This window comes from Flavobacterium sp. SH_e, from assembly GCF_025717045.1.
GTDB lineage: Bacteria > Bacteroidota > Bacteroidia > Flavobacteriales > Flavobacteriaceae > Flavobacterium.
The window spans coordinates 295,261-320,456 of the sequence record NZ_JAOVZN010000001.1 but is presented as its reverse complement, the minus strand read 5'-3'; the positions used below and the strand labels follow the sequence as shown (position 1 = coordinate 320,456).

General features: G+C 33.0%; 25 protein-coding genes. 24 read left to right on the top strand and 1 reads right to left on the bottom strand.

The window, feature by feature from the left end; genetic code table 11:
- Positions 1 to 374 precede the first annotated feature (374 nt).
- Together OD917_RS01420 and OD917_RS01415 are read left to right on the top strand one after the other, a co-directional pair.
- Positions 375 to 605: a helix-turn-helix transcriptional regulator gene (locus OD917_RS01420; RefSeq protein WP_263521761.1), complete on the top strand. Its 231-nt coding sequence runs from the start codon at positions 375 to 377 to the stop codon at positions 603 to 605.
- Between the two features lie 79 nt (positions 606 to 684).
- Complete coding sequence (locus OD917_RS01415) at positions 685 to 888, top strand: helix-turn-helix domain-containing protein (RefSeq protein ID WP_111288720.1); 204 nt, start codon at positions 685 to 687, stop codon at positions 886 to 888.
- Positions 889 to 982: 94 nt separating this feature from the next.
- On the opposite strand, the gene OD917_RS01410 is transcribed toward OD917_RS01415, so the two are convergent.
- On the bottom strand, positions 983 to 1,450 hold the full coding sequence (locus OD917_RS01410; RefSeq protein ID WP_263521760.1) for a UpxY family transcription antiterminator: 468 nt from the start codon (positions 1,448 to 1,450) through the stop codon (positions 983 to 985).
- 622 nt (positions 1,451 to 2,072) lie between these two features.
- Between OD917_RS01410 and OD917_RS01405 the strand changes: the two genes are divergently transcribed.
- The 22 genes from OD917_RS01405 (at position 2,073) to OD917_RS01300 (ending at position 25,193) form a co-directional block, all read left to right on the top strand.
- Positions 2,073 to 2,507, top strand: coding sequence for an adenylyltransferase/cytidyltransferase family protein (locus tag OD917_RS01405; RefSeq protein ID WP_111288716.1), 435 nt, complete (start codon positions 2,073 to 2,075; stop codon positions 2,505 to 2,507).
- The gene (locus tag OD917_RS01400) at positions 2,497 to 3,498 is read left to right on the top strand and encodes a mannose-1-phosphate guanylyltransferase (RefSeq protein WP_263521759.1); all 1,002 of its coding nucleotides are present in this window, start codon (positions 2,497 to 2,499) and stop codon (positions 3,496 to 3,498) included. The genes OD917_RS01405 and OD917_RS01400 overlap by 11 nt, the downstream gene beginning before the upstream one ends.
- Positions 3,499 to 3,518: 20 nt before the next feature.
- Positions 3,519 to 4,472: a GDP-L-fucose synthase family protein gene (locus tag OD917_RS01395; RefSeq protein ID WP_263521758.1), complete on the top strand. Its 954-nt coding sequence runs from the start codon at positions 3,519 to 3,521 to the stop codon at positions 4,470 to 4,472.
- A 104-nt stretch (positions 4,473 to 4,576) separates the two neighbouring features.
- Entirely contained in the window at positions 4,577 to 5,704 is a 1,128-nt protein-coding gene (gene gmd / locus OD917_RS01390) for a GDP-mannose 4,6-dehydratase (RefSeq protein WP_263521757.1), read from the top strand.
- A gap of 42 nt (positions 5,705 to 5,746) precedes the next feature.
- Positions 5,747 to 7,192, top strand: coding sequence for a UDP-glucose 6-dehydrogenase (locus OD917_RS01385; RefSeq protein WP_263521756.1), 1,446 nt, complete (start codon positions 5,747 to 5,749; stop codon positions 7,190 to 7,192).
- Positions 7,193 to 7,210: 18 nt separating this feature from the next.
- Positions 7,211 to 8,542, top strand: a complete 1,332-nt coding sequence (locus OD917_RS01380; RefSeq protein WP_263521755.1) for a polysaccharide biosynthesis protein — start codon at positions 7,211 to 7,213, stop codon at positions 8,540 to 8,542.
- The gene (locus OD917_RS01375; RefSeq protein ID WP_263521754.1) at positions 8,508 to 9,071 is read left to right on the top strand and encodes an acyltransferase; all 564 of its coding nucleotides are present in this window, start codon (positions 8,508 to 8,510) and stop codon (positions 9,069 to 9,071) included. The genes OD917_RS01380 and OD917_RS01375 overlap by 35 nt, the downstream gene beginning before the upstream one ends.
- Positions 9,072 to 9,074: 3 nt before the next feature.
- Positions 9,075 to 10,046: a hypothetical protein gene (locus OD917_RS01370; RefSeq protein ID WP_263521753.1), complete on the top strand. Its 972-nt coding sequence runs from the start codon at positions 9,075 to 9,077 to the stop codon at positions 10,044 to 10,046.
- 16 nt (positions 10,047 to 10,062) lie between these two features.
- Positions 10,063 to 10,938: a glycosyltransferase family 32 protein gene (locus OD917_RS01365; protein WP_263521752.1), complete on the top strand. Its 876-nt coding sequence runs from the start codon at positions 10,063 to 10,065 to the stop codon at positions 10,936 to 10,938.
- 70 nt (positions 10,939 to 11,008) lie between these two features.
- The gene (locus OD917_RS01360) at positions 11,009 to 12,088 is read left to right on the top strand and encodes a hypothetical protein (RefSeq protein WP_263521751.1); all 1,080 of its coding nucleotides are present in this window, start codon (positions 11,009 to 11,011) and stop codon (positions 12,086 to 12,088) included.
- Positions 12,085 to 13,350 (top strand): glycosyltransferase family 4 protein, encoded by a 1,266-nt coding sequence (locus OD917_RS01355; protein WP_263521750.1) that lies wholly within the window; start codon positions 12,085 to 12,087, stop codon positions 13,348 to 13,350. The genes OD917_RS01360 and OD917_RS01355 overlap by 4 nt, the downstream gene beginning before the upstream one ends.
- Positions 13,341 to 14,672: a hypothetical protein gene (locus tag OD917_RS01350; RefSeq protein ID WP_263521749.1), complete on the top strand. Its 1,332-nt coding sequence runs from the start codon at positions 13,341 to 13,343 to the stop codon at positions 14,670 to 14,672. The genes OD917_RS01355 and OD917_RS01350 overlap by 10 nt, the downstream gene beginning before the upstream one ends.
- Positions 14,669 to 15,808 (top strand): glycosyltransferase family 4 protein, encoded by a 1,140-nt coding sequence (locus OD917_RS01345; RefSeq protein WP_263521748.1) that lies wholly within the window; start codon positions 14,669 to 14,671, stop codon positions 15,806 to 15,808. Before OD917_RS01350 ends, OD917_RS01345 begins: the two co-directional genes overlap by 4 nt.
- A 137-nt stretch (positions 15,809 to 15,945) precedes the next feature.
- Entirely contained in the window at positions 15,946 to 16,476 is a 531-nt protein-coding gene (locus OD917_RS01340; protein WP_263521747.1) for an acyltransferase, read from the top strand.
- A gap of 35 nt (positions 16,477 to 16,511) precedes the next feature.
- On the top strand, positions 16,512 to 17,585 hold the full coding sequence (locus tag OD917_RS01335; RefSeq protein ID WP_263521746.1) for a glycosyltransferase: 1,074 nt from the start codon (positions 16,512 to 16,514) through the stop codon (positions 17,583 to 17,585).
- Between the two features lie 4 nt (positions 17,586 to 17,589).
- Positions 17,590 to 18,705, top strand: a complete 1,116-nt coding sequence (locus OD917_RS01330) for a glycosyltransferase family 4 protein (RefSeq protein WP_263521745.1) — start codon at positions 17,590 to 17,592, stop codon at positions 18,703 to 18,705.
- A gap of 5 nt (positions 18,706 to 18,710) precedes the next feature.
- Positions 18,711 to 19,262 (top strand): DapH/DapD/GlmU-related protein, encoded by a 552-nt coding sequence (locus OD917_RS01325; RefSeq protein ID WP_263521744.1) that lies wholly within the window; start codon positions 18,711 to 18,713, stop codon positions 19,260 to 19,262.
- A complete protein-coding gene (locus tag OD917_RS01320) occupies positions 19,255 to 20,073 on the top strand; it encodes a glycosyltransferase family 2 protein (RefSeq protein ID WP_263521743.1) in 819 nt (272 codons plus the stop codon). Before OD917_RS01325 ends, OD917_RS01320 begins: the two co-directional genes overlap by 8 nt.
- Positions 20,074 to 20,082: 9 nt before the next feature.
- On the top strand, positions 20,083 to 21,027 hold the full coding sequence (locus OD917_RS01315) for a UDP-glucuronic acid decarboxylase family protein (RefSeq protein ID WP_263521742.1): 945 nt from the start codon (positions 20,083 to 20,085) through the stop codon (positions 21,025 to 21,027).
- Between the two features lie 160 nt (positions 21,028 to 21,187).
- Positions 21,188 to 21,934 carry a glycosyltransferase family 2 protein gene (locus OD917_RS01310; protein ID WP_263521741.1) on the top strand — a complete coding sequence of 249 codons (747 nt, stop codon included), beginning with the start codon at positions 21,188 to 21,190 and terminating at the stop codon, positions 21,932 to 21,934.
- Between the two features lie 81 nt (positions 21,935 to 22,015).
- A complete protein-coding gene (locus tag OD917_RS01305; RefSeq protein WP_263521740.1) occupies positions 22,016 to 22,783 on the top strand; it encodes a polysaccharide biosynthesis/export family protein in 768 nt (255 codons plus the stop codon).
- A 64-nt stretch (positions 22,784 to 22,847) separates the two neighbouring features.
- The gene (locus OD917_RS01300) at positions 22,848 to 25,193 is read left to right on the top strand and encodes a GumC family protein (RefSeq protein WP_263521739.1); all 2,346 of its coding nucleotides are present in this window, start codon (positions 22,848 to 22,850) and stop codon (positions 25,191 to 25,193) included.
- Positions 25,194 to 25,196 lie beyond the last annotated feature (3 nt).

Below are 25,196 nucleotides of genomic sequence, written 5' to 3'. Positions count from 1 at the left end.
TCGAAAGTAAGATTTTTACGGTAAGTATTATTACGTGCTCATTATCTTATAAAACAAGGGTTTTACGGGCTTTTTTAAGCAAATCTGACGACCTAAAAACGGGAATGTTGTATTTTATCGGATTTTAAAATCCGTTGAACAGATTTATTATTATATACTCTAAACATTATATATTTTTGATCAAAATTTAAAATGAATGCTAAATAAAAACAGTCATTTAGCTTCAAACGTTGTTAATAATTGAAAGGTTAGTGTGAAAAGGTAGTTTTTTTCTAAAATAAGATTAAAAAGATAGAAAATACTTTTTCGCATAATTTTAATAATAGTTATGGCAAGTCCTTCAGAGTAGAATTATTTATAATTTTTTATTTTTTATGAAATATAGTGTATACGAAAATATTAGAAAGATAAGAGAATTAAAAAATATGACTAGGGAATACGTAGCGGCTGAATTAAAAATGAGCACCAGTGGTTATGGCAAAATTGAAAGAGGTGATGTTGATTTAACCGTTTCTAAATTAATTGAGATTTCAAAAGTCTTAGAGGTTTCAATTGAATTCATATTTAAATTCGATGTATCGATCTTTTTTAGTGAAACAAGATAAAAATATCCTGTCACAATTTATTGAATATTAAGGTAATTAAACTAATTAAGTTATAAAATAGTAATAAAAAAACAGCATCATGGAAAATTACTACCTAAAAATTAAAGAGTATAGATTACAGAATAACCATACTCCAGAATATGTAGCTATTCAAATGGAAATGAGCGTAAAAAAATATGAGAAAATTGAACAAGGAATGGTAGATCTTAAACTATCAAAACTGGATCAATTAGTTAAGATACTTGGCATTAAAAAAAGCCAAATCTTTCAATTGGAAAACTAATATTTTTTATCGCAACTATTTTGTTTTTTTCATGAAAAAGAAGAGTTGCAAGTTAGGATTGCACTTCTTGAAAAACTCTTTCTTTTTTCATTTGTTATTTATGTTTTACTTTTAAGACATATCCTAAAGATTCTAAAATCAGGACATAATGTGTTTTTGTAATATCTTTAACCACAGCGTTCTGATTACAAAATATACCGGAATTTAAATGTACTTTATCGCCAATTTGATATTGCATAACTGAGATATCTGAAGCGGTATCTCCACTATCAAGCCATTCTTTTATGGTTTCTATCTCTCTATCTTTTACAATAGCGTGTCTACCTAGCCAAAATAAGAATCGTACAACTCCAGGAGAATTAAAAACCAGATTTCGATCTTTTTCGGCTAATTGTACAAATATGTAATGATTAAATAATGGCACTTCTACCTTTATTTTCCTATCTGATCTCTGTTGAATTTTTTTAATCACAGGACAATAACAATTGATGTTAAACTTAGTCAACTGTTCTGCAACTCTTTTTTCCCATTTAGGTTTAGTATACACTACATACCATTTCATAATTCTAGAATTTATTAAATGTATTTGTAAATAGTTGTTTTTTAAATGTTTATTGTGCTGTTGTAAAGTGTTTTACGTTCTCTTAATTTTTCTTGAAAAGGAGGTTTTTTAAAAATACCGTTTTAAATTTTTAAAGTGTTTTAAAAAAAAATCGCCTTCAATCGATATAGTTAAGAGGTTTAGAAAATCAGTATTAGAAATCTAATGTTTGATCTGTAAACTAAGTAGTAAAATTAATTCCATGAGTCTAAAAATAGTGATGCATTTTATAGTAAAATTTCCTTATTAAGGACATTTAGTCACAAAATTGAAATTTCTCATAGAGGCTATTACCATAATTTTATCTTAAAATATTATAAGGGATAAATTGAAATTAATGAATTGAATTTCTCGATTTGAAACTAGAATTTTAATTCATTTTATAACGATCAGGAACTATAATTTTTTAAGTTTTTATACCATTTATTTTTTCTTTTTTGAGTAGTTAAAATGTAACTATTCACGGGGAACCCTTTTTCAAAATTTAAAAAAAAGCGCCGAAACCCCAGTAAAATGGTTAATTACAAATTTTGAAAATCATACTACATTAACAAACATATTTTTAATTTAAAACATTAAGCAGATGAGAACTGGAATAACATTTAGTGCTTTTGATTTGTTACATGCAGGGCACGTTAAAATGCTTGAAGAAGCAAAACAACATTGTGATTATTTAATTGTTGGCCTTCAGACAGATCCAACGTTAGACCGCCCAACAAAAAATAAACCGACTCAAACAGTTGTAGAACGTTACATACAGTTAAAGGCGTGTAAGTTTGTAGATGAAATTGTTCCGTATGCGACAGAACAAGATCTAGAAGATATTTTGAAATCTTTTGCTCTTGATGTTCGTATTCTAGGAGATGAATATAAAGAAAGAGATTTTACTGGAAGAAAGTATTGTGAAGAAAAAGGAATCGAATTGTACTTTAATACAAGAGACCACCGTTTTTCGAGTACTAATCTTCGTCATGAAGTTTATCAAAGAGAAGTTTTAGTGCATTCTAATGGCAATTAGTTCTGTTACACACGTAGTTTTAACTGGAGGAATTGGCAGCAGATTGTGGCCATTATCCAGAAAAACACTTCCTAAGCAATATTTGGAACTTTTTGACGGAGAATCACTTTTTGAAAAAACAGTGACACGTAATCTTAATATATCCAATAAAACAATAGTGGTTGGAAATATCGAAAATTACAAAATGAGTAACGCCATTATGTCGAAATTCGAGAAACCATTTACACATATTGTAGAAGCTGTTCCTCGTAATACAGCGGCAGCAATCGCATTTGCGGCATTTGCATCAAAACCTGAAGATATTTTATTGATTACTCCGTCAGATCATATTATTACGGGACCAGAACAATATGATATAGCCTTAAAACGAGCGGTCGAATTAGCTAATCAAGATTATCTAGTTACTTTCGGAATTAAACCAACTAAACCAGAAACAGGATACGGATATATTGAGTTTGAAAATGAAAATGTAATTGCATTTCATGAAAAGCCAGATTCTAAAACAGCAAAAGCTTATTTAAAAAACGGCAATAATTTCTGGAACAGTGGACTCTTTTGTTTCAAATCTGAAAAATTTTTAAGCGAACTGCAAAGCCAGGAACCAGAAGTTTATAGAACGGCAAAAGAAGTTTGGGAAGCTAATAAAGATGGTTTTTTAGATTATGAAATGTCTCTGACAATTCCTTCAATTAGTATTGACTATGCGGTGATGGAACGAAGTCAAGATATTAAAGTCGTTCCAGCTCATTTTGAATGGTCAGATTTAGGTTCTTTCGAATCGGTTTATGATTATTTGGTTAACAAAAATCATCCAATCGATGCAAATAGAAATATTGTAATAGGAACTTCAATGCATACGACTTTTATTGGAGTCAAAAATTGCATTTTGATCTATACTGCCGACGCTTTGATGGTTTTGCAAAAAGAAAATTCTCAAGAAGTAAAACAAGTTTACCAACAATTAGAATCGATTGCTTCGCCACTATTATAATTGTAAAAAATATACTCAAAATGATTGATAAAAATTCTATAATATATATTGCTGGACATAAAGGAATGGTAGGAAGTGCCATTTGGAGAAGTCTCACCGCCAAAGGTTATACAAATCTTATTGGAGCGTCAAGCAAAGAATTAGATTTAAGAGACCAGAAAGCTGTTCGAGAATTTTTACAAAACACAAAGCCAGATATTATTATAGATGCCGCGGCAAAAGTGGGAGGGATTTTGGCAAATAATGATTTTCCGTATCAATTTTTGATGGAAAACATGCAGATTCAAAATAACCTTATCAGCGAAGCTCATAGTTTAGATGTCGAAAAATTCATCTTTCTAGGAAGCTCTTGCATTTATCCAAAATTAGCTCCGCAGCCATTAAAAGAAGATTATCTGTTAACGGCTTCTTTAGAGAAAACAAACGAATGGTACGCTTTGGCAAAAATTACAGGAGTAAAATTGTGCGAAGCTATTCGTAAGCAATACAACAGAGACTTTGTGAGTTTAATGCCAACAAACTTATACGGTATTCATGACAATTTCGATTTGACCAGTTCGCATGTTTTACCCGCTATGATTCGCAAATTTCACGAAGCTAAAGAAAGCAATAATTCGCCCGTAATATTATGGGGAACAGGTACGCCAATGCGAGAGTTCTTGTTTGTAGATGATATGGCAGAAGCAGTAGTTTTTGCTTTAGAAAATAAACTTCCTGAACATTTGTATAATATTGGAACAGGAGAAGATTTAACCATTAAGGAACTTGCTGTTACAATTCAAAAAGTTGTGGGACATACCGGAAATATTATCTGGGATGAAAGCAAGCCAGATGGAACACCACGAAAATTAATGGATGTTTCTAAAATGCACAGCATTGGCTGGAAACACCAAGTGACTTTAGAAGAAGGAATCCAGAAAACCTACAATTGGTTCCTAAAAAATATTGAAAGCTTAAAACAGAAGAGTTTCTAAAAGCTTATTTCAAAATCTCAAAATCTCCCCAAAAACTTTAGAGTTAAGACTTTATCAATTTGCAACATTGCAGCATAACGCCTTTGTGCCTTTATAATTAGATTATGAATAATCAATTACAAAAAACAGCATTCATCACAGGAGTGACCGGACAAGATGGAGCCTATTTAAGTGAATTTTTACTAGAAAAAGGCTATATAGTTCACGGATTAAAAAGACGTACATCTTTATTTAACACAGATAGAATTGACCATTTATATCAAGATCCATACATAGAAAATAGAAATTTCATTTTGCATTATGGAGATATGAGTGACAGTACAAATTTGACACGTCTGATTCAGGAAATTCAGCCTGACGAAATCTATAATTTGGCAGCAATGAGCCACGTTGCAGTTTCGTTCGAAACTCCCGAATATACTGGAAATGTAGATGCATTAGGAACTTTAAGAATTCTAGACGCAGTTCGTTTGCTTGGACTAGAAAAAAAGACTCGAATTTATCAGGCATCAACTTCAGAATTGTATGGTAAAGTGCAAGAAGTTCCTCAGTCAGAAACTACTCCTTTTTATCCGAGATCGCCTTATGCTGTGGCTAAAATGTATGCTTTTTGGATTACAGTAAATTATAGAGAAGCTTATGGAATGTATGCTTGCAACGGAATTTTATTTAATCACGAATCGCCTATTCGTGGGGAAACTTTTGTAACACGTAAAATTACAAGAGCCGCCTCGAGAATAGCTTTAGGTTTACAAGATAAATTATACTTAGGAAACTTAGACGCACAGCGCGATTGGGGACATGCAAAAGATTATGTCCGTATGATGTGGATGATCCTTCAAGCCAATGAACCAGAAGACTGGGTAATTGCTACAGGAAAAACTACACCAGTTCGCGAATTCGTAAGAATGAGTTTTGCCGAAGTTGGTATCGAGTTAGAATTTAGAGGTCATGGCGTGGATGAAAGAGGTTTTGTTTTGTCTTGCAGTAATCCAGATTATCAGCTGCCAATTGGTCAAGAAGTACTGGCTGTAGATCCTCATTATTTTAGACCAACAGAAGTAGATTTACTTATTGGTGACCCAACAAAAGCTAAAAACAAATTAGGCTGGGAATGCGAATATGAACTTTCAGAATTAGTACAGGAAATGATGCAATCTGATTTAAAACTGATGAGAAAAGAACAGCTTTTAAAAGAATGCGGTTTTACAATTTTGAATTATTACGAGTAATAAAAAAGAATCAAACGTTTTCTGTTTCAAAAGATTATCTAGATGAAAATTAAAAATATTTGCTGCTTAGGTGCTGGTTACGTTGGAGGTCCAACAATGTCTGTCATCGCGTTAAAATGTCCGGAAATTAAGGTTACAGTTGTCGATTTAAACGAAAGCCGAATTGCAGCTTGGAACGATGAAGATTTAGATAAATTACCGGTTTACGAACCAGGACTTGCTGAAGTGGTTGAAGAAGCAAGAGGGCGTAATTTATTTTTTTCGACTGAAGTCGATAGTGCAATCGAAGCTGCCGATATGATTTTTATAGCAGTAAATACTCCAACAAAAAACTATGGAGAAGGCAAAGGAATGGCTGCCGATTTAAAATTTGTTGAATTGTGCGCCAGACAAATAGCCAGAATAGCTAAAAATGACAAAATCATAGTAGAAAAATCGACTCTTCCTGTAAGAACAGCCGAAACGTTACAGACAATTTTAGATCATACTGGAAACGGAGTTAAATTTGAAGTTCTTTCTAATCCTGAGTTTTTGGCTGAAGGAACAGCAATCAATGATTTATTGCATGCAGACCGTGTTTTAATTGGTGGGAAACAAACAGAAAGCGGTAAAAAAGCAATTCAAGCATTGGTTGATGTTTACGCACATTGGTTATCTCCAAAACAGATTTTAACCACAAACGTATGGTCTTCAGAATTATCAAAATTAACAGCCAACGCTTTTTTAGCACAAAGAATTTCTTCGATTAATGCTTTATCTGCTTTATGTGAAGCTACAGAAGCCGATGTTGATGAGGTTGCATCAGCAATTGGAACTGATAGCCGAATTGGACCAAAGTTTCTTAAAGCTTCAGTAGGTTTTGGAGGATCTTGTTTTCAAAAGGATATTTTAAACTTAGTGTATTTGTGCCGTTATTTTAATCTGCCTGAAGTGGCTAATTATTGGGAACAGATTATTATTCTAAACGATTATCAAAAATACCGTTTTGCAAAAAAAATCATTAGTTCTCTTTTTAATACTGTCAGTGGAAAAAAAATAACTTTTTTAGGATGGGCATTTAAAAAAGACACAAATGACACTAGAGAATCGGCGGCTATTTATGTAGCAGAACATTTGATCGAAGACGGCGCAGAAATTCACGTTTACGACCCGAAAGTTTCTGAAGAAAAAGTAAAAGCTGATATGAGCTATTTATGGGAATTAAAAGGATTTACAGAACAGAAAATTGAGTCCAAACTAAAACAGATTTTTGTCTATAATTCAGCAGAAGACGCACTGCATAAGGCTCATGCGGTAGCGGTTTTAACTGAATGGGACGAATTCAAAACGTACAATTGGAATTCGATTTTTATTAATATGTACAAGCCTGCTTTCATTTTTGACGGACGCAATATTTTGGATGCCGAAGAATTAACAGCAATTGGTTTTCAGGTTAAAGGAATTGGTAAAGGTTATATTCCTCAATTAAAAAGAGAACCAGTTTTTTAATCGTTTTATTTCTATTCTTTGAAAAATATTTTAATCAAACTAAAACAGCATCCTAAGTATGATACAGTCATAAACTGGGGAAAATTAATTTCTATTATAGGAAGTGCTCAAATCATTGTGCAGCTTATAGGGTTCGCCTCTGGAATTTTAATCATCCGTTTATTGCCTGTTCAGGAATATGCTTTTTATACTTTGGCCAATACAATGCTTGGAACTATGACCGTACTTGCCGATGGAGGTATAGGAACTGGCGTTATGGCGCAGGGCGGAAAAGTTTGGCAAGACAAACAAAAAATGGGTGTTGCTTTAGCAACAGGATTAGATTTAAGAAAAAAGTTTGCAATAGGAAGTTTAGCAGTATCAGTTCCCATTTTATTTTATCTTTTGATTCACAATGGAGCAAGCTGGATTACATCAATTCTTATTGCTTTGGCATTGATTCCAGCTTTTTACGCCGCTTTATCCGATTCGTTATTGGAAATTGTTCCAAAACTAAATCAAACTATTCTACCATTGCAAAGAAATCAAGTTGAAGTAGGAGTTGGAAGATTGCTATTGTTGCTTTTAACAATGTTTATTTTTCCATTTTCGTTTGTTGCAATTTTAGCCGCAGGAATTTCTCGAATCTGGGGAAATGTTGGTTTAAGAAAAATTGTTTACGGTATGGCTGCCCAAAATCAGGTGCCAGACGCAGAAGTTAGTAATGAAATATTAAGTTTAGTTAAACGTATTTTACCAACATCAATTTACTATTGCCTTTCAGGACAGATTACAATTTGGCTGATTTCTATTTTTGGTAATACCACTTCTTTGGCACAATTGGGAGCTTTAGGAAGATTAAGCGTAATCTTAACTGTTTTTAGTGCAGTAATTAGCACATTGATTATTCCGCGTTTTGCGAAATTAGCACAGGATAGATACCTTTTATTGAAGCGTTTTTTTCAAATAATGGGACTTTTAATTGGACTTTTATGCGTTGTGATTTTTATAGTTTATTTGTTCCCAGCTCCAATTTTATGGCTACTTGGAGATGCTTACAAAGGATTGCCGTTTGAGTTATTACTAAGTATTACAAGCAGTTGTATTGGTTTATTAAGCGGAATAGTTTTTTACTTGTATAGCGCCAGAGGATGGGCAATGTCTCCAGTACTTATGATCGGAGTCAATTTATTAACGATAATTGTTTTTGCCAGCCTTTTAGATCTTGGAAGTTTAAGAGGCGTTTTGTATTTCAATATAGGTTTGGGATTAGTGGGGTTAATCCAGACTTCTGTGTTTTGTATTTATAATATTCTTGTAATAAAAAATAAACAACATGAAACGGCCCAATCAGATAGCGCTGATTTATAGTAAAGTTATTGGTATTAATCATTCGCTATCATTTTATCTTTTAAAGATTAGAGGCTTACAAGGAGGCGACGATTCTAGAATAGAAAAAATTACCTGCAATTGGCCAAACAAATTAATAGTTGGACATCAATGTAATATTGAAAATGGGGTCGATTTTAGAATTTTGAATCCTCTCAACGAAAGTTCATACATAAAATTAGGTAACAAGGTTTTTATTGGTCATGCCTGCGAATTTGTTTGTAACGAAAAAATCATCATTGGTAACAATTGCCTGATTGCAAGTAAAACGACAATTAACAATACTAGGCACGAGTATAAAGTCACGGCAAACATCAATACTCAGCCTATCATAAGTGAAGCAATAATTTTAGAAGACGATGTCTCGATCGGAACCTCCTGCGTTATACTTCAAGGAGTTACGATAGGCACAGGTTCTATAGTTGCAGCAGGTTCAGTAGTAAATAAATCAATACCCGCGAATGAAGTTTGGGCAGGAGTACCAGCTCATTTTATAAAAAAAAGGACATAAGATATGATATCAGCAGTTTGCACCTTATTTGAAGGTCATTACCATTATGGAGTTGCTACACTTTCAAATTCGCTATATACGCAGGGATTTCGCGGAACTATTTATGTTGGTTATCGAGGATCATTACCAAATTGGATATCAAATGGTAAAAAAGAACCTGTTGGCAATTGGAAAGAAGCAATTACGATTCATCCTGTTGAAGGAATTGAGCTTGTTTTTTTACCGCTTACAACTACATATAGCTTAACGAACTATAAACCTGATTTAATGCTGGAGCTGTGGGATGGTCCAGCAAAAGAAGCAGATGCATTGTTTTATTTTGATCCAGATATTGTTGTGGTTGATTCTTGGGCTTGCTTTGAACAATGGGTCAATTGCGGTGTAGCGGTTTGTGAAGATATTAATTCGCCTTTGCAGGAATTTCATCCGCGAAGACAAGGCTGGAGAAATTATTTCAAAAAATACAATATCGATTTGCAGTTTAAAAATCAGATTTATGTAAATGGTGGCTTTGTTGGCGTGATTAGAAAAAATATTTTCTTTCTCAAATTGTGGGTAAAGCTGCAAGAACGAATGGGAGATGCAATTGGCGGACTTGATAAATCTATTTTCCAAAATCAAATGCACAATTCGAGTATTTTAAAAATGGAAGGATTTCAGTTTTTTGATAAATCAGATCAAGATGCTCTAAATGCAACAATCGAAGCGTATCATGGTAATGTCAGTTATCTTGGAAAAGATGGAATGGGATTTATTCCTGGCGAAGCAACAATGTTTCACGCATTAGGAAGTTCAAAACCTTGGCAAGTAAATCACTTTATCAGACTTTTTAAAGGAAGAATTCCAAGAAAAGAAGACGTTGCTTACTGGGAATATACAAAAAGTCCAATTTTAGCGCACTCTAAGCAGGAAATAAGAAAAAAACAAATGGCAATTAAAATAAGCAAGTTCTTAGGAAGATTTTATAAAGTCTAATGGAATAAAGAGAATCATGATTCCAAAAACAATACACATTTGCTGGTTTAGTGGAGAAGAATATCCTCCATTTATAAAAGAATGTATTGCTACTTGGAAAGTGCATATGCCCGACTATAAAATTAGGGTTTGGGATAAAAATAGTTTTGATTTTGATTCTGTTGCTTTTGTAAAAGAAGCATTTCAGGCTAAGAAATGGGCATTTGCTGCAGATTACGTTCGTCTTTATGCAGTGTATACAGAAGGCGGATTGTATTTAGATTCAGATGTGAAAATATTGAGGCCTTTCAAAGAATCATGGTTTGAATATGATTTTTTTAGTGCTCATGAAATTCATCCGGGACATTTTGAAGAAGCAGGAGGAAAAGAGCTTTTAAACGCTTCTTTTTTACCTAAGAAACAAGGTGAACCTATTATTGGTTTTGCAGTTCAAGGCGCCATTTTTGCCTCGATACCAAATCATCCTTATATAAAAGATTGTCTCGAAACATACCAGAATCTAAAGTTATTTGAAGAGGATGGAACAATTGATTTAAAAAAAGTCATAATCGGTTCTGTGATTACCCCAATAGCAGAAAAATACGGATATACTTATCAGGATAAAGAACAAGTTTTGAAAGAAAATATGCTTATTCTGCCATCCAATATATTAGTCGGAAATTCTATTTATTTAGACAAAGAATCATACGCTGTTCATCTCATAAACGGCAGCTGGAGAGATAAAAAGGGAATTGAAAAATTTCTGCACTTATTTAGAAATCAATATCCTCGCATATTTCCTTTTGTCAATTTTATTGATAAAGGTTTCAATAAAACATATCGAACAACCAAAAAAATAAAAAAAGTATCACACAATAAAATAAGAGCATTAATCAAAATAATTTCTTGGTAACAAAAGAAATTCTGATAGTTGAATTTTGTGTAAAAGTAACTTTTCTATAGAACCAATAATTAAATCAAAAATGGACATTCTTTTCATTTGCGGATCTGCCGAACTTGGCAATGATGGTGTGGGTGATTATACCCGCAGATTATGTGGTATGCTGATAAGATCAGGTCATAAGGCTGAGATTTTAGCTTTATGCGATCATCAGGCTCCTCTTTTTATTAGTGAAAATCAAGTGGTAGAAGATACAGCTGTAATGGTGCACCGAATTCCAATTGCTGCCGATAATAAACAGCGTTTTGTGTACTTGCAGCGAATTCTAAAAGATCTTGAACCCGATTGTATTTCATTGCAATATGTTCCGTACAGCTTTAATCCAAAAGGTTTGCCTTTCTGGCTGCCTTCTTATTTAAAAAAAATAAGAGGAAATCATAAATGGCACATTATGTTTCACGAATTATGGCTTGGAATTGATGCAGAGTCTTCATTGAAACACAAATGTATTGGGAAATTACAGCAGTTAATTGCTAAAAAAATTGTTCAGAATACAAGAACTCATTCCGTTAATACTCAAAATAAGCTCTATCAGTTCTTTCTTAAATCGCATAATATCAATGCAGAAATTTTGCCAATATGCGGAAACATACCTTTAACGGCAGTTAAAAAAGAAGCTGCAGAATTTGCACAATTTGTTTTATTTGGAACGATCCACAATGGAGCTCCTTTCAGAGATTTTATTGATGATTTAATTAAAAATACCACTTTTAATAAACCAATAAAATTTGTTTTCATTGGCAATAATGGTCCAGAATTAGGCAATTACAAAACAATTTTAGAAAGTTATAAAATACCTTATGAAGTGCTAGGCATTCAGTCTGAAGATGTAATATCTCAAGTGCTTTTAGATAGTGATTTTGGAATTTCTACAACTCCTTATTTTCAGACAGAAAAAAGCGGTGTTTATGCAGCTTACAAAGAACATAAAATCAATACGATTTCAATTTCTCGCAATTGGACTCCAACAAAAGGACAGTATGTGATACCGCAAATAATTAAATATGAAAAAAATAATCTGAATATAATTCTAAATAAAGTTGAAGTTTCTGATTTGCCAAGCATTGCAACACAGTTTATTAATTCAATTTCATTAACATGAAAGTAATAGTGTCTCATCCAACTTTAAATGCAAATTCAAAAAACTTAGTAACAGGATTATTGAAAGATCAGTTGCTTTTTAAGTTGTTTACGTCTATTGCCATATTTCCGGGAGAAGTATTGTATAAATTAGGAAGTAATCCAAAATTAAAAGATTTAAAAAGAAGAAGTTTAGACACAACTTGGAAACCTTATACAAAATCAAAATCTTTTTTTGAATTTGGACGTTTGCTGACTTCAAAGGCTAAACTGGATTTTTTAATCTCACACGAAAAAGGTCTTTTCTGCATTGACAGAGTTTATCAAAAACACGATAAATGGGTGGCTAATACTTTAGCGAAAGCAAAAAAAAACGGATTATCTGGAGTATACGCTTTTGAAGATGGCGCGCTTTCTACTTTTGAAGAAGCGAAACAATTAGGACTTTATTGTATTTATGATCTCCCAATTGGGTATTGGAAAAGCGCACGTTCCTTAATGCAGAAAGAATTTGAAATAAATCCAGATTGGTCGAGTACGCTTACAGGATTTAATGATTCATCAAAAAAATTGCGTAAAAAAGATAAAGAACTGGCTTTGGCAGATGTAATTTTTGTCGCAAGCAGTTTTACTAAAAAAACGCTGGAAGATTATTCTGGGAAATTATCAGAAATAAAAGTGATTCCGTACGGTTTTCCAGAAGTCACACAAAAAAAAGAATATCAGCCACTGAAAGATAGAAAGCTAAAAGTCTTGTTTATCGGCGGATTATCACAGCGAAAAGGAATTTCCTATCTATTTGATGCCATTGAAGGAATGCAAGACAAAGTAGAATTGACAATTGTTGGGCAAAAATCGGTGCCGAATTGTCAGGCATTGAATACGGCTTTAGAAAAACACCATTGGATTCCGTCGCTTTCTCATGATCAGGTTTTAGCTTGTATGCGCGAACATGATGTATTTGTTTTTCCTTCTCTTTTTGAAGGCTTCGGATTGGTAATTACAGAAGCAATGTCACAAGGAATTCCAGTAATTACAACAGATCGTACAGCAGGACCAGATTTAATAAAAAATGGAGAAGATGGTTGGATTGTTCCAGCAGGTTCTTCAGAAGCACTAAAAGAAGTAATTAACAAGATACTTGAAAAACCAGAAATATTAGAACAAGCCGGAACCGCAGCTCAGGACAAAGCTAGAACCAGACCTTGGGAGGTTTACGGACAAGAAATGGCAGAAGCAGTTTCTTCTTTAAGTTTTACAAATAATTGGGAAAAATGGATTTAGCTATTGAACAAGTAGAAGTACAAACACAAGAATCAGATTATAAATACATTAAAATAGCTATTTGGATGTATTTTTTACTTTGGATTTTTGAAGGTGCTCTGCGTAAGTGGATTTTACCTAGCTTGGCTACGCCTTTATTAGTCGTACGCGATCCTATTGCAATTTATATCATTGGCAGAGCTTTATATCAGGGTATAAAATTTGTAAATTCTTATGTCATTTTTGGACTAATATTTACATTATTCGGACTCGCTTTGACCTTTACTTTTGGTCACGAAAATATATTTGTAGGCATTTATGGAGCCAGAATTATGCTGCTTCATTTTCCTGTGATTTTTATAATTGGTCAGGTTTTTACAAAAGAAGATGTGCTTAAAATAGGCAAGTTTCTTTTAGTAATGAATATCGTAATGACGATAATCGTTTATTTTCAATTTACAAGCCCACAGAGTGCTTTTATAAATGTTGGTATTGGAGGAGAAGGAAGTGCAGGATTTTCTGGAGCAATGGGATATAGCAGACCTCCAGGAACATTTTCGTTTATCTCCGGACTATCGATTTTTTATACAGCAGTCTCTGTTTTTGTCTTTTACTTTTGGCTGTCAAAAGATCGTTGTTCCAAAATTTTACTTTACGCAAGTACCGTTTCTTTAATTATTGCTTTACCGCTAACAATCTCTAGAGGCGCCGTTGTAGCTGTAGCCATAGTTGGTTTATTTGCTGTAATAGCTTCAGTAACAACAGGAAAAATGTTATTTAAATTAATAATCATTATTGCGGTCTTATCGCTTGTATTTGTTTTTCTTCAAAAATATTCAAGCATTTTTAGTTTAGGTACAGAAGTATTTATGGATCGTGTTGACACTGTAAATAAAGTAAATGGCGGAGGTTTAAAAGATTCCATTCTTTTAAGAGCCTTAAATGAATTTCTTGGCCCACTTTCAGATTTATTTGACCAGCCAATGTTTGCAGGAAATTTAGGAATGGGAACAAATGCAGGAGCTCAAATGATGACGGGCAAAACATCCTTTTTAGTTTCAGAAACTGAGTTTGGGCGTTTGGGTGGTGAACAAGGAATTATTTTTGGAGGCGGACTAATGGTTTTACGCATAGTTTTAGCACTAAGCATGGCAATTACCGCTTTTAGATTGCCACACGAAAAAAAACTTCTTCCTTTTATTCTTTGCGGAGCGGCTTGTATCGCAATATCTCAAGGACAATGGGCGCAGCCAAGTATTTTAGGGTATGCAGTTATTATGGCGGGCTTGGTTATAGCCAGTCTTAAAAAAGAGGAAAATACATTTCAGAAAGAAGTTTTATGATGTCTCAAATAATTCTAATTGGTAATTATAAACCTGACAAGCAGTTTAGCATGCAGATTTTTGAATCACTAATGTCGGAAGGGTATAGTAAATCAAAAATTAATGTTAGCGCTATTCGGCCGCGTGAAATATTTAGAAAACTGAGTTTCAATAAACCTAGTTTAGAAAAATGGCTGGCTTATATTGATAAATTCTTTGTTTTTCCAATTGAGCTTTTATCTTTCAGAAGTCTAAATTTTGTTTTGCGCAGACCCGTAAACTATCATATTTGCGATCATTCGAATGCTTTTTATCTTTATTTTTTACCAAAAAATAAAACCATAATAACTTGTCATGATGTTTTAGCAATACGAGCTGGACTTGGTTTTGCAGACACTTATTGTTATGCAACAAAATCAGGACAGGTTTTACAAAGGATAATTTTGAATGCTTTATGCACCGCAAAAAAACTGGCAACGGTATCTGAATTTACATTAAATCAATTATTAGAAATCGATAATAAACCAGATCGAAACAAAAAATGGATAACAATTCATAATGCTGTATCTGAAAAATTTCTGCCTTTATCGGAAGATAAGATTCAAGAAGTGCTTAAAAAATATGAGCACTTAAAAGACAAAGAGATTATTCTGCACGTAGGTTCTGATTTGGAACGTAAAAACAGAAAACTTCTTGTCAACATGATGTATGAATTGCAAAATGACTGGAATGGAATTTTAGTTTTAGCTGGAGAAAAATTAAATCCTGAATTGCAAGAGTTAATTCAAAAACTAGAAATTTCAAATCGGGTTTTACACATAGAAAATCCTAGCGACGACGAAATTGTAGCACTTTATTCAATATCAAAAGCAATGATTTTTCCATCTTATTCAGAAGGATTTGGTTGGCCAATAATTGAAGCACAAGCTTGTGGATCTCCAGTAATTACAACAAACAAAGCGCCTATGATGGATGAGGTAGGAGGAAATGCTGCACTTTATGCCGATCCTGATGATCCTACTGCTTTTGTAATGCAATTTCGAAAATTCGAAGACAAAAAATTTAGAGACGAAATCATACAGAAAGGTTATAAAAATGCAAAACGATTTGATTTTGATAATACCATTCGTCAATATGTTGAATTAATAAAAAATTAAGGATGATAGTGCTAAAAATACTAACCGTTTTATTGCCTTGGCCATTAAAGCGATTTATGCTAATCCAATTTTTTAAATATGAAATTGATAGATCATCCAGAATTGGTTTTTCTTGGATTTTTCCTAAAAAACTAATTATGGGTTCAAATGCTTACATCGGTAATTTTAATGTAGCAGTACATTTAGATTTATTGAAGATAGGAAAACATTCCAGTATTGCTCGCGGCAATTGGATTACAGGATTTCCAACCAATACAGATTCAAAACATTTTTCGCATCAAAAAGATCGACAATCAAATTTGATTATTGGCGAACATTCAGCAATTACAAAAAATCATCATATAGATTGCACGAACATAATTCAAGTTGGAAATTTTGTTACAGTAGCCGGTTATTCTAGTCAATTGCTAACACATTCCATTAATATCGAGTTAAATATTCAAGACAGTAATCCGATCACAATTGGCGATTATTGTTTTGTTGGAACGGCATCAACGATTCTAGGCGGAGCAGTTTTACCCGCATATTCTGTTCTTGGTGCAAATGCATTATTAAACAAAAACTTTACTACTCCATACCGATTATATGGAGGAAACCCAGCAAAAGAAATCAAAGAGTTACCCAAAGAATATAAATATTTTAATAGAGAAACAGGCTTTGTTTATTAAAATGAATCTCTCACAACCAAAAAACAACCATAACCATGAAAGTAATTCATTATATAGCCAGTATTGATAAAAGCGGCGGAGGAACAACAGAATATATGCGGCTTTTGAGCAAAGTATTAAAAGATGTTACATCATTTAGTATTGCAACAGGATTTTCTAAAGAACCAATTTCTCTTGAAGGCGTTCAGGTAAAATTTTTCAACAACAAAATAACGCGCTGGTTTTCTTTAATCAATGAATATCGCGCTTATCTTGAAGAAGAATGTCCAGATATTGTTCATATTAATGGGATTTGGAGTCCGCAAAACTGGGCTTTTCAAAACGAAGCTCAAAAACTTGGCATCAAAGTAATTGTTTCTCCACACGGAATGCTTGAACCTTGGATTTTGGCTCATAATCCGATAAAGAAAAAAATTGCATTGTTTTTATACCAAAAAAGTGCTTTGAAAAAATCGCTTTGCCTTCATGCAACAGCTCAAATGGAAGCCGAAAATATTCAGGCTCTTGGTTTTAAAAACCCAATTCATATTATTCCAAACGGAATTCATTTGAGAGATGTTAAAAAACTAAAGGAAAATTATGGGACAAAGAAAATGATATTCATGTCTCGAATTCATCCTAAAAAAGGAATCGAATTATTGCTAGATGCTTGGAGAACCAGTAACACAGAAGGCTGGACACTCGAAATTGCAGGAAGCGGAGAAGAAGAGTATGTAATTAGTTTGATTCAGAGTACGGTAGATTTAGAAAATGTCCATTTTGTAGGCCCAAAATACGGCGAAGAAAAATGGGATTTTTTACGCTCTGCCGATGTAATGGTACTTCCTACTCACAGTGAAAATTTCGGAATTGTTGTGGCTGAAGCTTTGGCGGTAGCTGTACCTGTAATCACAACTCACGGAACGCCTTGGGAAGATTTAGAAATACACAAATGTGGCTGGTGGATCGACCTTTCGGTTACAAATTTAGAAAAAGCTTTATTTAAAGTTTTCAATTCGCCAACCATGCTTTTGGAAATGATGGGCAAACACGGACGAGATTTAATTGTCAAAAAATACGATATAAAAACAGTCGGAAAAAAAATGGTCGAACTATATAATACGATGTAAAAGAATGAAAATAACAATAGTTCAAGGTGCCTTTTTTCCTGTACCTCCTTTGCTGGGCGGAGCTGTAGAAAAAATGTGGTATGGTTTGGCAAAAGAATTTGTTAATAAAGGGCACGAAGTAAATTATATTTCCAAATCATATAAAGGGTTTTCAGATGTTGAAAATGATGGCGGAATCAATCACATAAGAGTTAAAGGTTATAAAGTGCCATCATCAGGAATTGTTCTTAAGGTTCTGGATTTTTTTTACACTTTAAAAGCAGTTCGAAAAATATCAAAAAGCACAGATATTATTGTTTCTAATACTTTTTGGTTGCCAATTCTCCTGCCTTCTAATCAAAAGAAAAAGTGCGTGATTGATGTGGCCAGAATGCCAAAAGGGCAAATGAGATTTTACACAAAAAGTGCCAGATTAAGAGCTAATTCGAGCCCAGTTGCAAAAGCAATAAAAGACGAAATCAAACAAGAATATTTTGATAAAGTGGTAATGATTCCGAATACATTGCCTTTTAGAAATTCAAAAACTATTGATTTTTCGAAAAAAGAAAAAACTATACTTTACACTGGAAGAATTCATCCAGAAAAAGGTTTAGATATTTTAATTGAAGCATTTGCTGCTATGGATGCTAAAGGCTGGCAGTTACTTATTGTAGGGCCTTATTCTACAGAAACGGGAGGAGGCGGAGAATCTTATCTGCATGAATTAAAAGTTTTGGCAATAAACAGCAATGTAAGATTTCTTGAGCCTGTTTTTGATATCGAGAAATTAAACGAAATCTATGCAAGAGCCTCAATTTTTGTATATCCGTCGGTAGCAGAACAAGGAGAAACATTTGGAGTTTCACCTTTAGAAGCCATGAGTTGGGGCTGTGCAACTATTGTTTCCAATTTAGATTGTTTCAAAGATTTTTTAATTCATGAACAAAACGGTTTGTGTTTCGATCATCGAGTAGAAAATCGAGTAGAAATTTTGAATGGCTATTTGAGAGATCTAATAGAAAATCCAGGTCGAATCAATGATTTAGCTAGAGCTGGATTGATGGTAAACGACACACATTCTAATGAAAAGTTAGCGGCTGAATTTTTAAACGAATTCGAGTCAATCAAAATCAAACAATAAAAACAATGGAACAAGAATATTCACAGAATTCCCCTTACGATTCGCCTTGGACATTTTCGCAGCGAATTAAAATGATACTTTGGGAATATGTCTGGTTATTGTTTTGCAGTTGGACACCAAAACCCGCTAATCGGTGGAGATTATTTTGGCTCAAATTGTTTGGATGTAAAATTTACGGAAAACCATTTGTGCACCAAAGAGCAAGAATTCAAATTCCGTGGAATCTAATTTTACATGATTTTGCCTGTCTTGGAGACCGTGCCAATGCTTACACACTTGGAGTTGTAGAAATTTTTGAACACGCCACTGTTGGTCAAGAAGTATATTTATGTACTGGAACTCATGCTTTTAATAAGCCTGAAATGAATTTAATAACAAAGAAAATTACCATACAAAAAGGTGTTTTTATTGGTGTAAGGGCTATAATCATGCCTGGAGTGACAATTGGCGAAAATGCCATTGTAGGCGCGGGAAGTTTAGTGACAAAAAATGTCGAGAAAAATACTATTGTAGCGGGTAATCCTGCAAAATTTATAAAATCTAGAAGCTTTGAATAAAATTCCTATTTCCGTAATCGTTTCTGTTAAGAACGAAGCTAAGAATTTACCATCATGTTTGGATAAATTAAAGCGATTTTCTCAAGTAATTATAGTTGATTCTGGAAGTACTGATGATACTATAACTATAGCAACTGCTATGGGAGCAGAAGTGCTGCAATTTAATTGGAATGGAAAATTTCCAAAAAAACGAAATTGGGCGCTTCAAAATGCAAATCTTCTCAACGAATGGATTTTATTTCTTGACGCTGATGAATTTGTTACTGACGAATTTGTCAACGAAATAGCAATAAAAACCCAAGATCCTAATTATAACGGCTATACAATTCAGTTTGAAAACTACTTTATGGGGCGAAAACTGAAATATGGTTATGGATTTAAAAAGTCGGCTCTTTTTAAAAAATCTAAAGGAGCTTACGAAAAAATCGAAGAAGATTTATGGAGCCATTTAGATATGGAAGTGCACGAACATCCTATTATTGAAGGTAAAGTTGGACTTATTTCGGCAAAAGTGATTCATAAGGATTTTAAAAATTTAGAGCATTATATCGATAAGCACAACGCTTATTCTACTTGGGAAGCGCAAAGATATTTACAGCTTAAGCAATCTAAAAACACGCTTTTATCTTTAAATCAAAAAATAAAATACGGACTTCTTAATACAGGATTACTTCCGGTTGTGTATTTTATGGGCGCTTACTTTTTAAAATTAGGCTTTTTAGATGGCAAAGAAGGATTTTATCTGGCGCGCTTTAAGTCACATTACTTTTTTCAAATTCAAACTAAAATTGATTTAATCAAAAACAAATAGAATTAAAAAATGAAAAGAATACTGATAACAGGAGGAGCTGGTTTTGTAGGATCTCATTTGTGCAAAAGGTTATTAAGTGAGGGCAATGAAGTAATTTGTTTAGACAATTATTTTACTGGTGCAAAATCTAATATCATAGAATTGCTGGATAATCCTTATTTCGAAATGGTTCGTCATGACATAACAGAATCATACTATGCCGAAGTTGACGAAATTTATAATCTAGCTTGTCCTGCGTCTCCTGTACATTACCAATATAATCCGATAAAAACGATAAAAACTTCTGTAATGGGAGCAATTAATGTGTTAGGATTGGCAAAACGTGTAAATGCTAAAGTGCTTCAAGCCAGTACGAGTGAAGTTTATGGAGATCCTTTGGTGCATCCTCAAACCGAAAATTATTGGGGACATGTTAATCCAATTGGTATTCGTTCCTGTTATGATGAAGGAAAACGATGCGCAGAAACTTTATTTATGGATTATCACAATCAAAATAAAGTGGCAATCAAAATTATCAGAATCTTTAATACCTACGGGCCAAATATGAATCCAGCAGACGGAAGAGTGGTTTCGAATTTTATTGTTCAGGCTTTGCAAGGAAAAGACATTACAATTTTTGGCGATGGATTGCAAACACGATCTTTTCAATACGTTGATGATTTAGTTGAAGGTATGGTAAGAATGATGAATTCTGAAAAAGATTTTTTAGGACCAGTTAACTTAGGAAATCCAAATGAGTTTACCATGCTAGAATTGGCGCAAGCTATTATTGACCTGACCAATTCAAAATCTAAAATTATTTATTTAGATCTTCCGCAAGATGATCCAAAACAAAGACAGCCAGATATTTCTTTGGCAAAAAATAAATTGAACGGCTGGGAACCTAAAATTCAATTGCGCGAGGGCTTGGTTTCGACAATTAGTTATTTCGAAAAGTTATTGTTAAATCAATAAATTTCTTTTTCAAAATTTCCTTATTAAGGACATTAATATTCAAAAATTAGGGTTTTAACGAGGATTGTGGTGCTTCGTCGAGAACTTTTTTTAGTGGCATTCTTTTGTTTTAGCTTTACCTTATAATTATGAAAAATTTTCACCTTAAAATGTAATTATTATGAGAATTACCATAATCACAGTCTGTTATAACAGAAAAGCTACGATTGAAAAAGCGATCAAAAGTGTATTGTCTCAAAATTATCCTGATATCGAATACATAATTGTTGATGGCAATTCTAAAGACGGAACAAAAGAAATTATTGAGTCTTATCGTGACAAAATAAGCCAATTTATTTCTGAACCTGATAAAGGTATGTACGACGCAATAAACAAAGGATTAAAACTGGCAACCGGAGATGTAATTGGACTTATGCATTCTGACGATGAGTTTTTTGATAAAAAAGCTATTTCAAGAATTGCTGCTCGTTTTAATGCCGATTCTTCGATAGATGGTATTTATGGTGACGGTGTTTACGTGACCAACGATACAGACGAACGTTTGGTTCGTGATAGAATTGGTGGCGTTTTTAGTCTTAAAAAAGTAAAAGGCGGATGGCTGCCTCTGCATCCAACAGTTTATTTGAAAAAAGATATAATCGATAAACATGGTTTATACAACCTTGACTTTAAAATAGCGTCTGATACCGAATTTTTGCTTCGCTACTTGTACAAATATAAAATCAAGATGAGTTACATCGACAAGTATATTGTAAAGATGAGAATGGGAGGTATGAGTACCAGTTTTAAAACGGCTCTTGAAGTACTGAATGAAGATTATAAAATCTATAAATATCATGGTTTAACTGCAGTTCAGGCTGTATTTCTTAAAAAGAGTATGGCTTTGAGGCAGTACATTGCTCATTAATAAAAAGATAAATACTATTCATTTTAGTTATTTATCCCAATAGAATTTAGAGTAATTAATGAACTATATATACCGATTAAAATGAAGAAATTTTTCTTTCCTATAATTTTATTGATTTTATTAATGCTTGAATCTTGTACGACCAAGAAAGAAATGCTGTATTTACAAGATTTGGACAGTTATGCAAACTCAACTTTAAATTATACATCGCCTAAAATACAGCCTAACGATATCTTAAAAATAGATATTGGTGATATTAATCCAGTAGTGGCTGCGCCATTTAATATGACTTCAGCAACTAATGGACAAACATCTGTAGAAATGATGAGGTTATCAGGTTATTTGGTTAATCCGCAGGGAAATATTATGATGCCAATTTTGAATGAAGTGAAAGTTGGAGGTTTAACTCCAGCCAATGTAGAAATCAAAATAAAAGAACGTCTTATAAACGAAAATTATCTGGTAAATCCAACAGTTCAATGTAGAGTGCTGAACAACAAGTTTACCATTTTGGGAGAAGTAAATGCTCCTGGAGTAAAACCTTTTAGTGAAGAATCAATCAGTCTGCTTGATGCTATTGGATTGGCTGGAGATTTAACCTATTCTGCAATTCGTAAAGATGTTAAACTGATTAGAGAAGTAGACGGAAAACGTTTGGTTTTTCATGTTGATTTAACGACTGCTTCTTGGATGTCAAATCCGAATTATAGAATAAGACAAAATGATGTTATAATCGTAGAAGCAAATAAACTGAAAGTAAATAGTGGAGGTCTAATAAAAGATCCGATACAAGTATTGGGTATTGCAGCTTCTCTTACAGCAGTGATTTTATTAATTGTAAATAATTAAAAACAGTAAGGATTTTAGAAATACACTTATTGTTATTAACGCGACTGAATTAATATAAATAGTTATGGATTTTAAAAAAGAATTTTTAAAGTATTTACGTTATTGGCCTTGGTTTTTACTTAGCTTAATTTTATTTGTTGGAGCCGCTTTTATTTTTATAAAAATTGTTCCGCCAACATACGAAACTTCAGCTACAATCTTGATTGACAAAAAACAAGAAGACAAAACAAAAATTATTACCATCAGTACAGATAAAACCAGTAGTGAAGATAATTTAGAAGACGAAATAAGATTAATGACTTCTAATGAATTTTTGTTGGACGTAGTTAAGAATTTGAATTTAAATTACAGCTATTACGAAAAGGTTTACACAGTTCAGAACAATTATATAAATGTATTGCCTTTTGCTTTAATACCAACTGTTTCTAATGATTCGCTTCCGCTAGTTTCTTATGAAATTAAAATAAATGAAAAAGGATTTGTTGTAACAGAAACAGATACAGAAAACAGCTATACCGTTAAAGGATATAAAGGAAACGAAGCTGTAAAAGGTTTGCCATTTAAAATCCAATTATCTGCGAAAGCAAAAAAGAATCCGTCGCTTTATTTTGACAAAGAATATAAAGTAACTCTTGAACCGACAGCTATTGCTTTAAAAAACTTAAAATCATCGCTTCTTGTTGCATCTGATCAAACTGCAAAAGGTGTCATCGAGTTAAAACATATTGGATCAACTCCAGACCGTTCTAGAAAAATATTGAATGAAATTATTGTTTTATTGGATAAAAATATTGTGCTCAATAAACAGAAAGTATTTAGAAATACAGTTTCTTATTTGAATCAAAGAATTAAAAGTTTTACCAAAGAAAAAGATTCTATTGAAAGTGAAAAAGAAAGATATCTGCAAAACAATGATATTGGCGTAATGGACAATTATATTGTTGAAAAAACAGCTGATAGAACTCAGAAAAAAGAAACCGCTTCTATTAATGAAAGACAGATATCACAAGCCTCTTTTGCAATTAATGACATTAAACAATCTGGGCCTACGCAAACTTTAGGAACAGATTATAATTTAGATTCGCCGACTGTTAATCAAATGCTTGTTAATTACAACGCAAAACTGATGGAAAGCCAATTAATCTTAGAAAGAGCGCAGAAAAACAATCCGGCATACATCAGTTTGATGACGCAACTGAAAACTCAAAAACAAGAAATTTTAAATACTTTAGAAGGTTATTTGAATTTTCTAAATCAAAACAGTAGAGTAAATAGAGAAGAGCAAAGTATTGCTGAAGCAAAAGTAAAAAGCATTCCAACAAACGATAAAGTATTGGGTAGAATCAATAGCAATCTTAGTCTAAAAGCAGAAACGTATGTAGCATTATTACAAAAGAAAGAAGAAGCAGTTTTAAACGGTGCCATTTTAGAATCAAATTTAAAAACTCTAAATGCGCCAGAAACCAATTATTCTGCAATTTTTCCGCAACCAAAAGTATTTATGCTTGGAGCATTTATGTTTGGGTTGCTGGTTCCTTTCGGAATTACCTACGTTCGTTTATTCTTTGATACCAAAGTGCATAACGAGGAAGACATCCAAAAAATAATTAGCAATATCCCTATTTTGGGGCATATTCCTAAAATAAGCACAAACGACAAGCTAGACAACACCGCTACTTCTCGTTCTATGATTGCAGAAGCCTCGAGAGCTTTAGCATCTAATATATCCTATTTACTGCCTAGGAAAGAAGAAAATCGAGGAAGAGTAGTACTTTTTACATCGGCTATTCAAGGCGAAGGAAAATCCTTTTGTGCTTTTCACAGTGCGATAACAAGCAGTAATTTGAACAAGAAAACATTATTGATTGGTGTAGATTTAAGAAATCCTCAGTTGCACGATTATTTCAATGTTGACAGAAACGTGCCAGGACTTTCAAATTTCTTAGCCAATAAAGCAGATGACTGGAAAGAGTTTCTTCATAAAGAGAATAATTTTTCTAAAAATATAGATGTTTTATTTGCGGGAGAAGCGCCGCCTAATCCATCTCAATTAATAACCAATTCAAATTTTGAATCCTTAATTGAAGAAGCAAAAACACTTTATGATTTTATCATTTTGGATACTGCGCCAGTTCAAATCGTATCTGATACGTTAAATTTCAGCCATTTGGCAGACGTAACCGTATTTGTGGTAAAATATGATTATACAGACAAAAGTAATTTAGTTCATATAAACAATTTCATTAAAAAAGGTCAGCTAAAAAATGTCGGGGTTGTTATAAACGGAGTAAATCTGAAAACCGCTTACGGATATGGCTATAATTATGGCGTAAGTTATGGTTATCAGTATCGAGAATCTGGAATAAAGAAACCTTGGTATAAAAGAGGCCTTAAAATAAAAGAAGCCTAAAAA

Bases quoted from the DNA above. Each gene is read 5' to 3' on its own strand.
- OD917_RS01420 (WP_263521761.1), top strand. From the start codon at position 375: ATGAAATATAGTGTATACGAAAATATTAGAAAGATAAGAGAATTAAAA.
- OD917_RS01415 (WP_111288720.1), top strand. From the start codon at position 685: ATGGAAAATTACTACCTAAAAATTAAAGAGTATAGATTACAGAATAAC.
- OD917_RS01410 (WP_263521760.1), bottom strand. From the start codon at position 1,450: ATGAAATGGTATGTAGTGTATACTAAACCTAAATGGGAAAAAAGAGTT.
- OD917_RS01405 (WP_111288716.1), top strand. From the start codon at position 2,073: ATGAGAACTGGAATAACATTTAGTGCTTTTGATTTGTTACATGCAGGG.
- OD917_RS01400 (WP_263521759.1), top strand. From the start codon at position 2,497: ATGGCAATTAGTTCTGTTACACACGTAGTTTTAACTGGAGGAATTGGC.
- OD917_RS01395 (WP_263521758.1), top strand. From the start codon at position 3,519: ATGATTGATAAAAATTCTATAATATATATTGCTGGACATAAAGGAATG.
- gmd (WP_263521757.1), top strand. From the start codon at position 4,577: ATGAATAATCAATTACAAAAAACAGCATTCATCACAGGAGTGACCGGA.
- OD917_RS01385 (WP_263521756.1), top strand. From the start codon at position 5,747: ATGAAAATTAAAAATATTTGCTGCTTAGGTGCTGGTTACGTTGGAGGT.
- OD917_RS01375 (WP_263521754.1), top strand. From the start codon at position 8,508: ATGAAACGGCCCAATCAGATAGCGCTGATTTATAGTAAAGTTATTGGT.
- OD917_RS01370 (WP_263521753.1), top strand. From the start codon at position 9,075: ATGATATCAGCAGTTTGCACCTTATTTGAAGGTCATTACCATTATGGA.
- OD917_RS01365 (WP_263521752.1), top strand. From the start codon at position 10,063: ATGATTCCAAAAACAATACACATTTGCTGGTTTAGTGGAGAAGAATAT.
- OD917_RS01360 (WP_263521751.1), top strand. From the start codon at position 11,009: ATGGACATTCTTTTCATTTGCGGATCTGCCGAACTTGGCAATGATGGT.
- OD917_RS01355 (WP_263521750.1), top strand. From the start codon at position 12,085: ATGAAAGTAATAGTGTCTCATCCAACTTTAAATGCAAATTCAAAAAAC.
- OD917_RS01350 (WP_263521749.1), top strand. From the start codon at position 13,341: ATGGATTTAGCTATTGAACAAGTAGAAGTACAAACACAAGAATCAGAT.
- OD917_RS01345 (WP_263521748.1), top strand. From the start codon at position 14,669: ATGATGTCTCAAATAATTCTAATTGGTAATTATAAACCTGACAAGCAG.
- OD917_RS01340 (WP_263521747.1), top strand. From the start codon at position 15,946: ATGGGTTCAAATGCTTACATCGGTAATTTTAATGTAGCAGTACATTTA.
- OD917_RS01335 (WP_263521746.1), top strand. From the start codon at position 16,512: ATGAAAGTAATTCATTATATAGCCAGTATTGATAAAAGCGGCGGAGGA.
- OD917_RS01330 (WP_263521745.1), top strand. From the start codon at position 17,590: ATGAAAATAACAATAGTTCAAGGTGCCTTTTTTCCTGTACCTCCTTTG.
- OD917_RS01325 (WP_263521744.1), top strand. From the start codon at position 18,711: ATGGAACAAGAATATTCACAGAATTCCCCTTACGATTCGCCTTGGACA.
- OD917_RS01315 (WP_263521742.1), top strand. From the start codon at position 20,083: ATGAAAAGAATACTGATAACAGGAGGAGCTGGTTTTGTAGGATCTCAT.
- OD917_RS01310 (WP_263521741.1), top strand. From the start codon at position 21,188: ATGAGAATTACCATAATCACAGTCTGTTATAACAGAAAAGCTACGATT.
- OD917_RS01305 (WP_263521740.1), top strand. From the start codon at position 22,016: ATGAAGAAATTTTTCTTTCCTATAATTTTATTGATTTTATTAATGCTT.
- OD917_RS01300 (WP_263521739.1), top strand. From the start codon at position 22,848: ATGGATTTTAAAAAAGAATTTTTAAAGTATTTACGTTATTGGCCTTGG.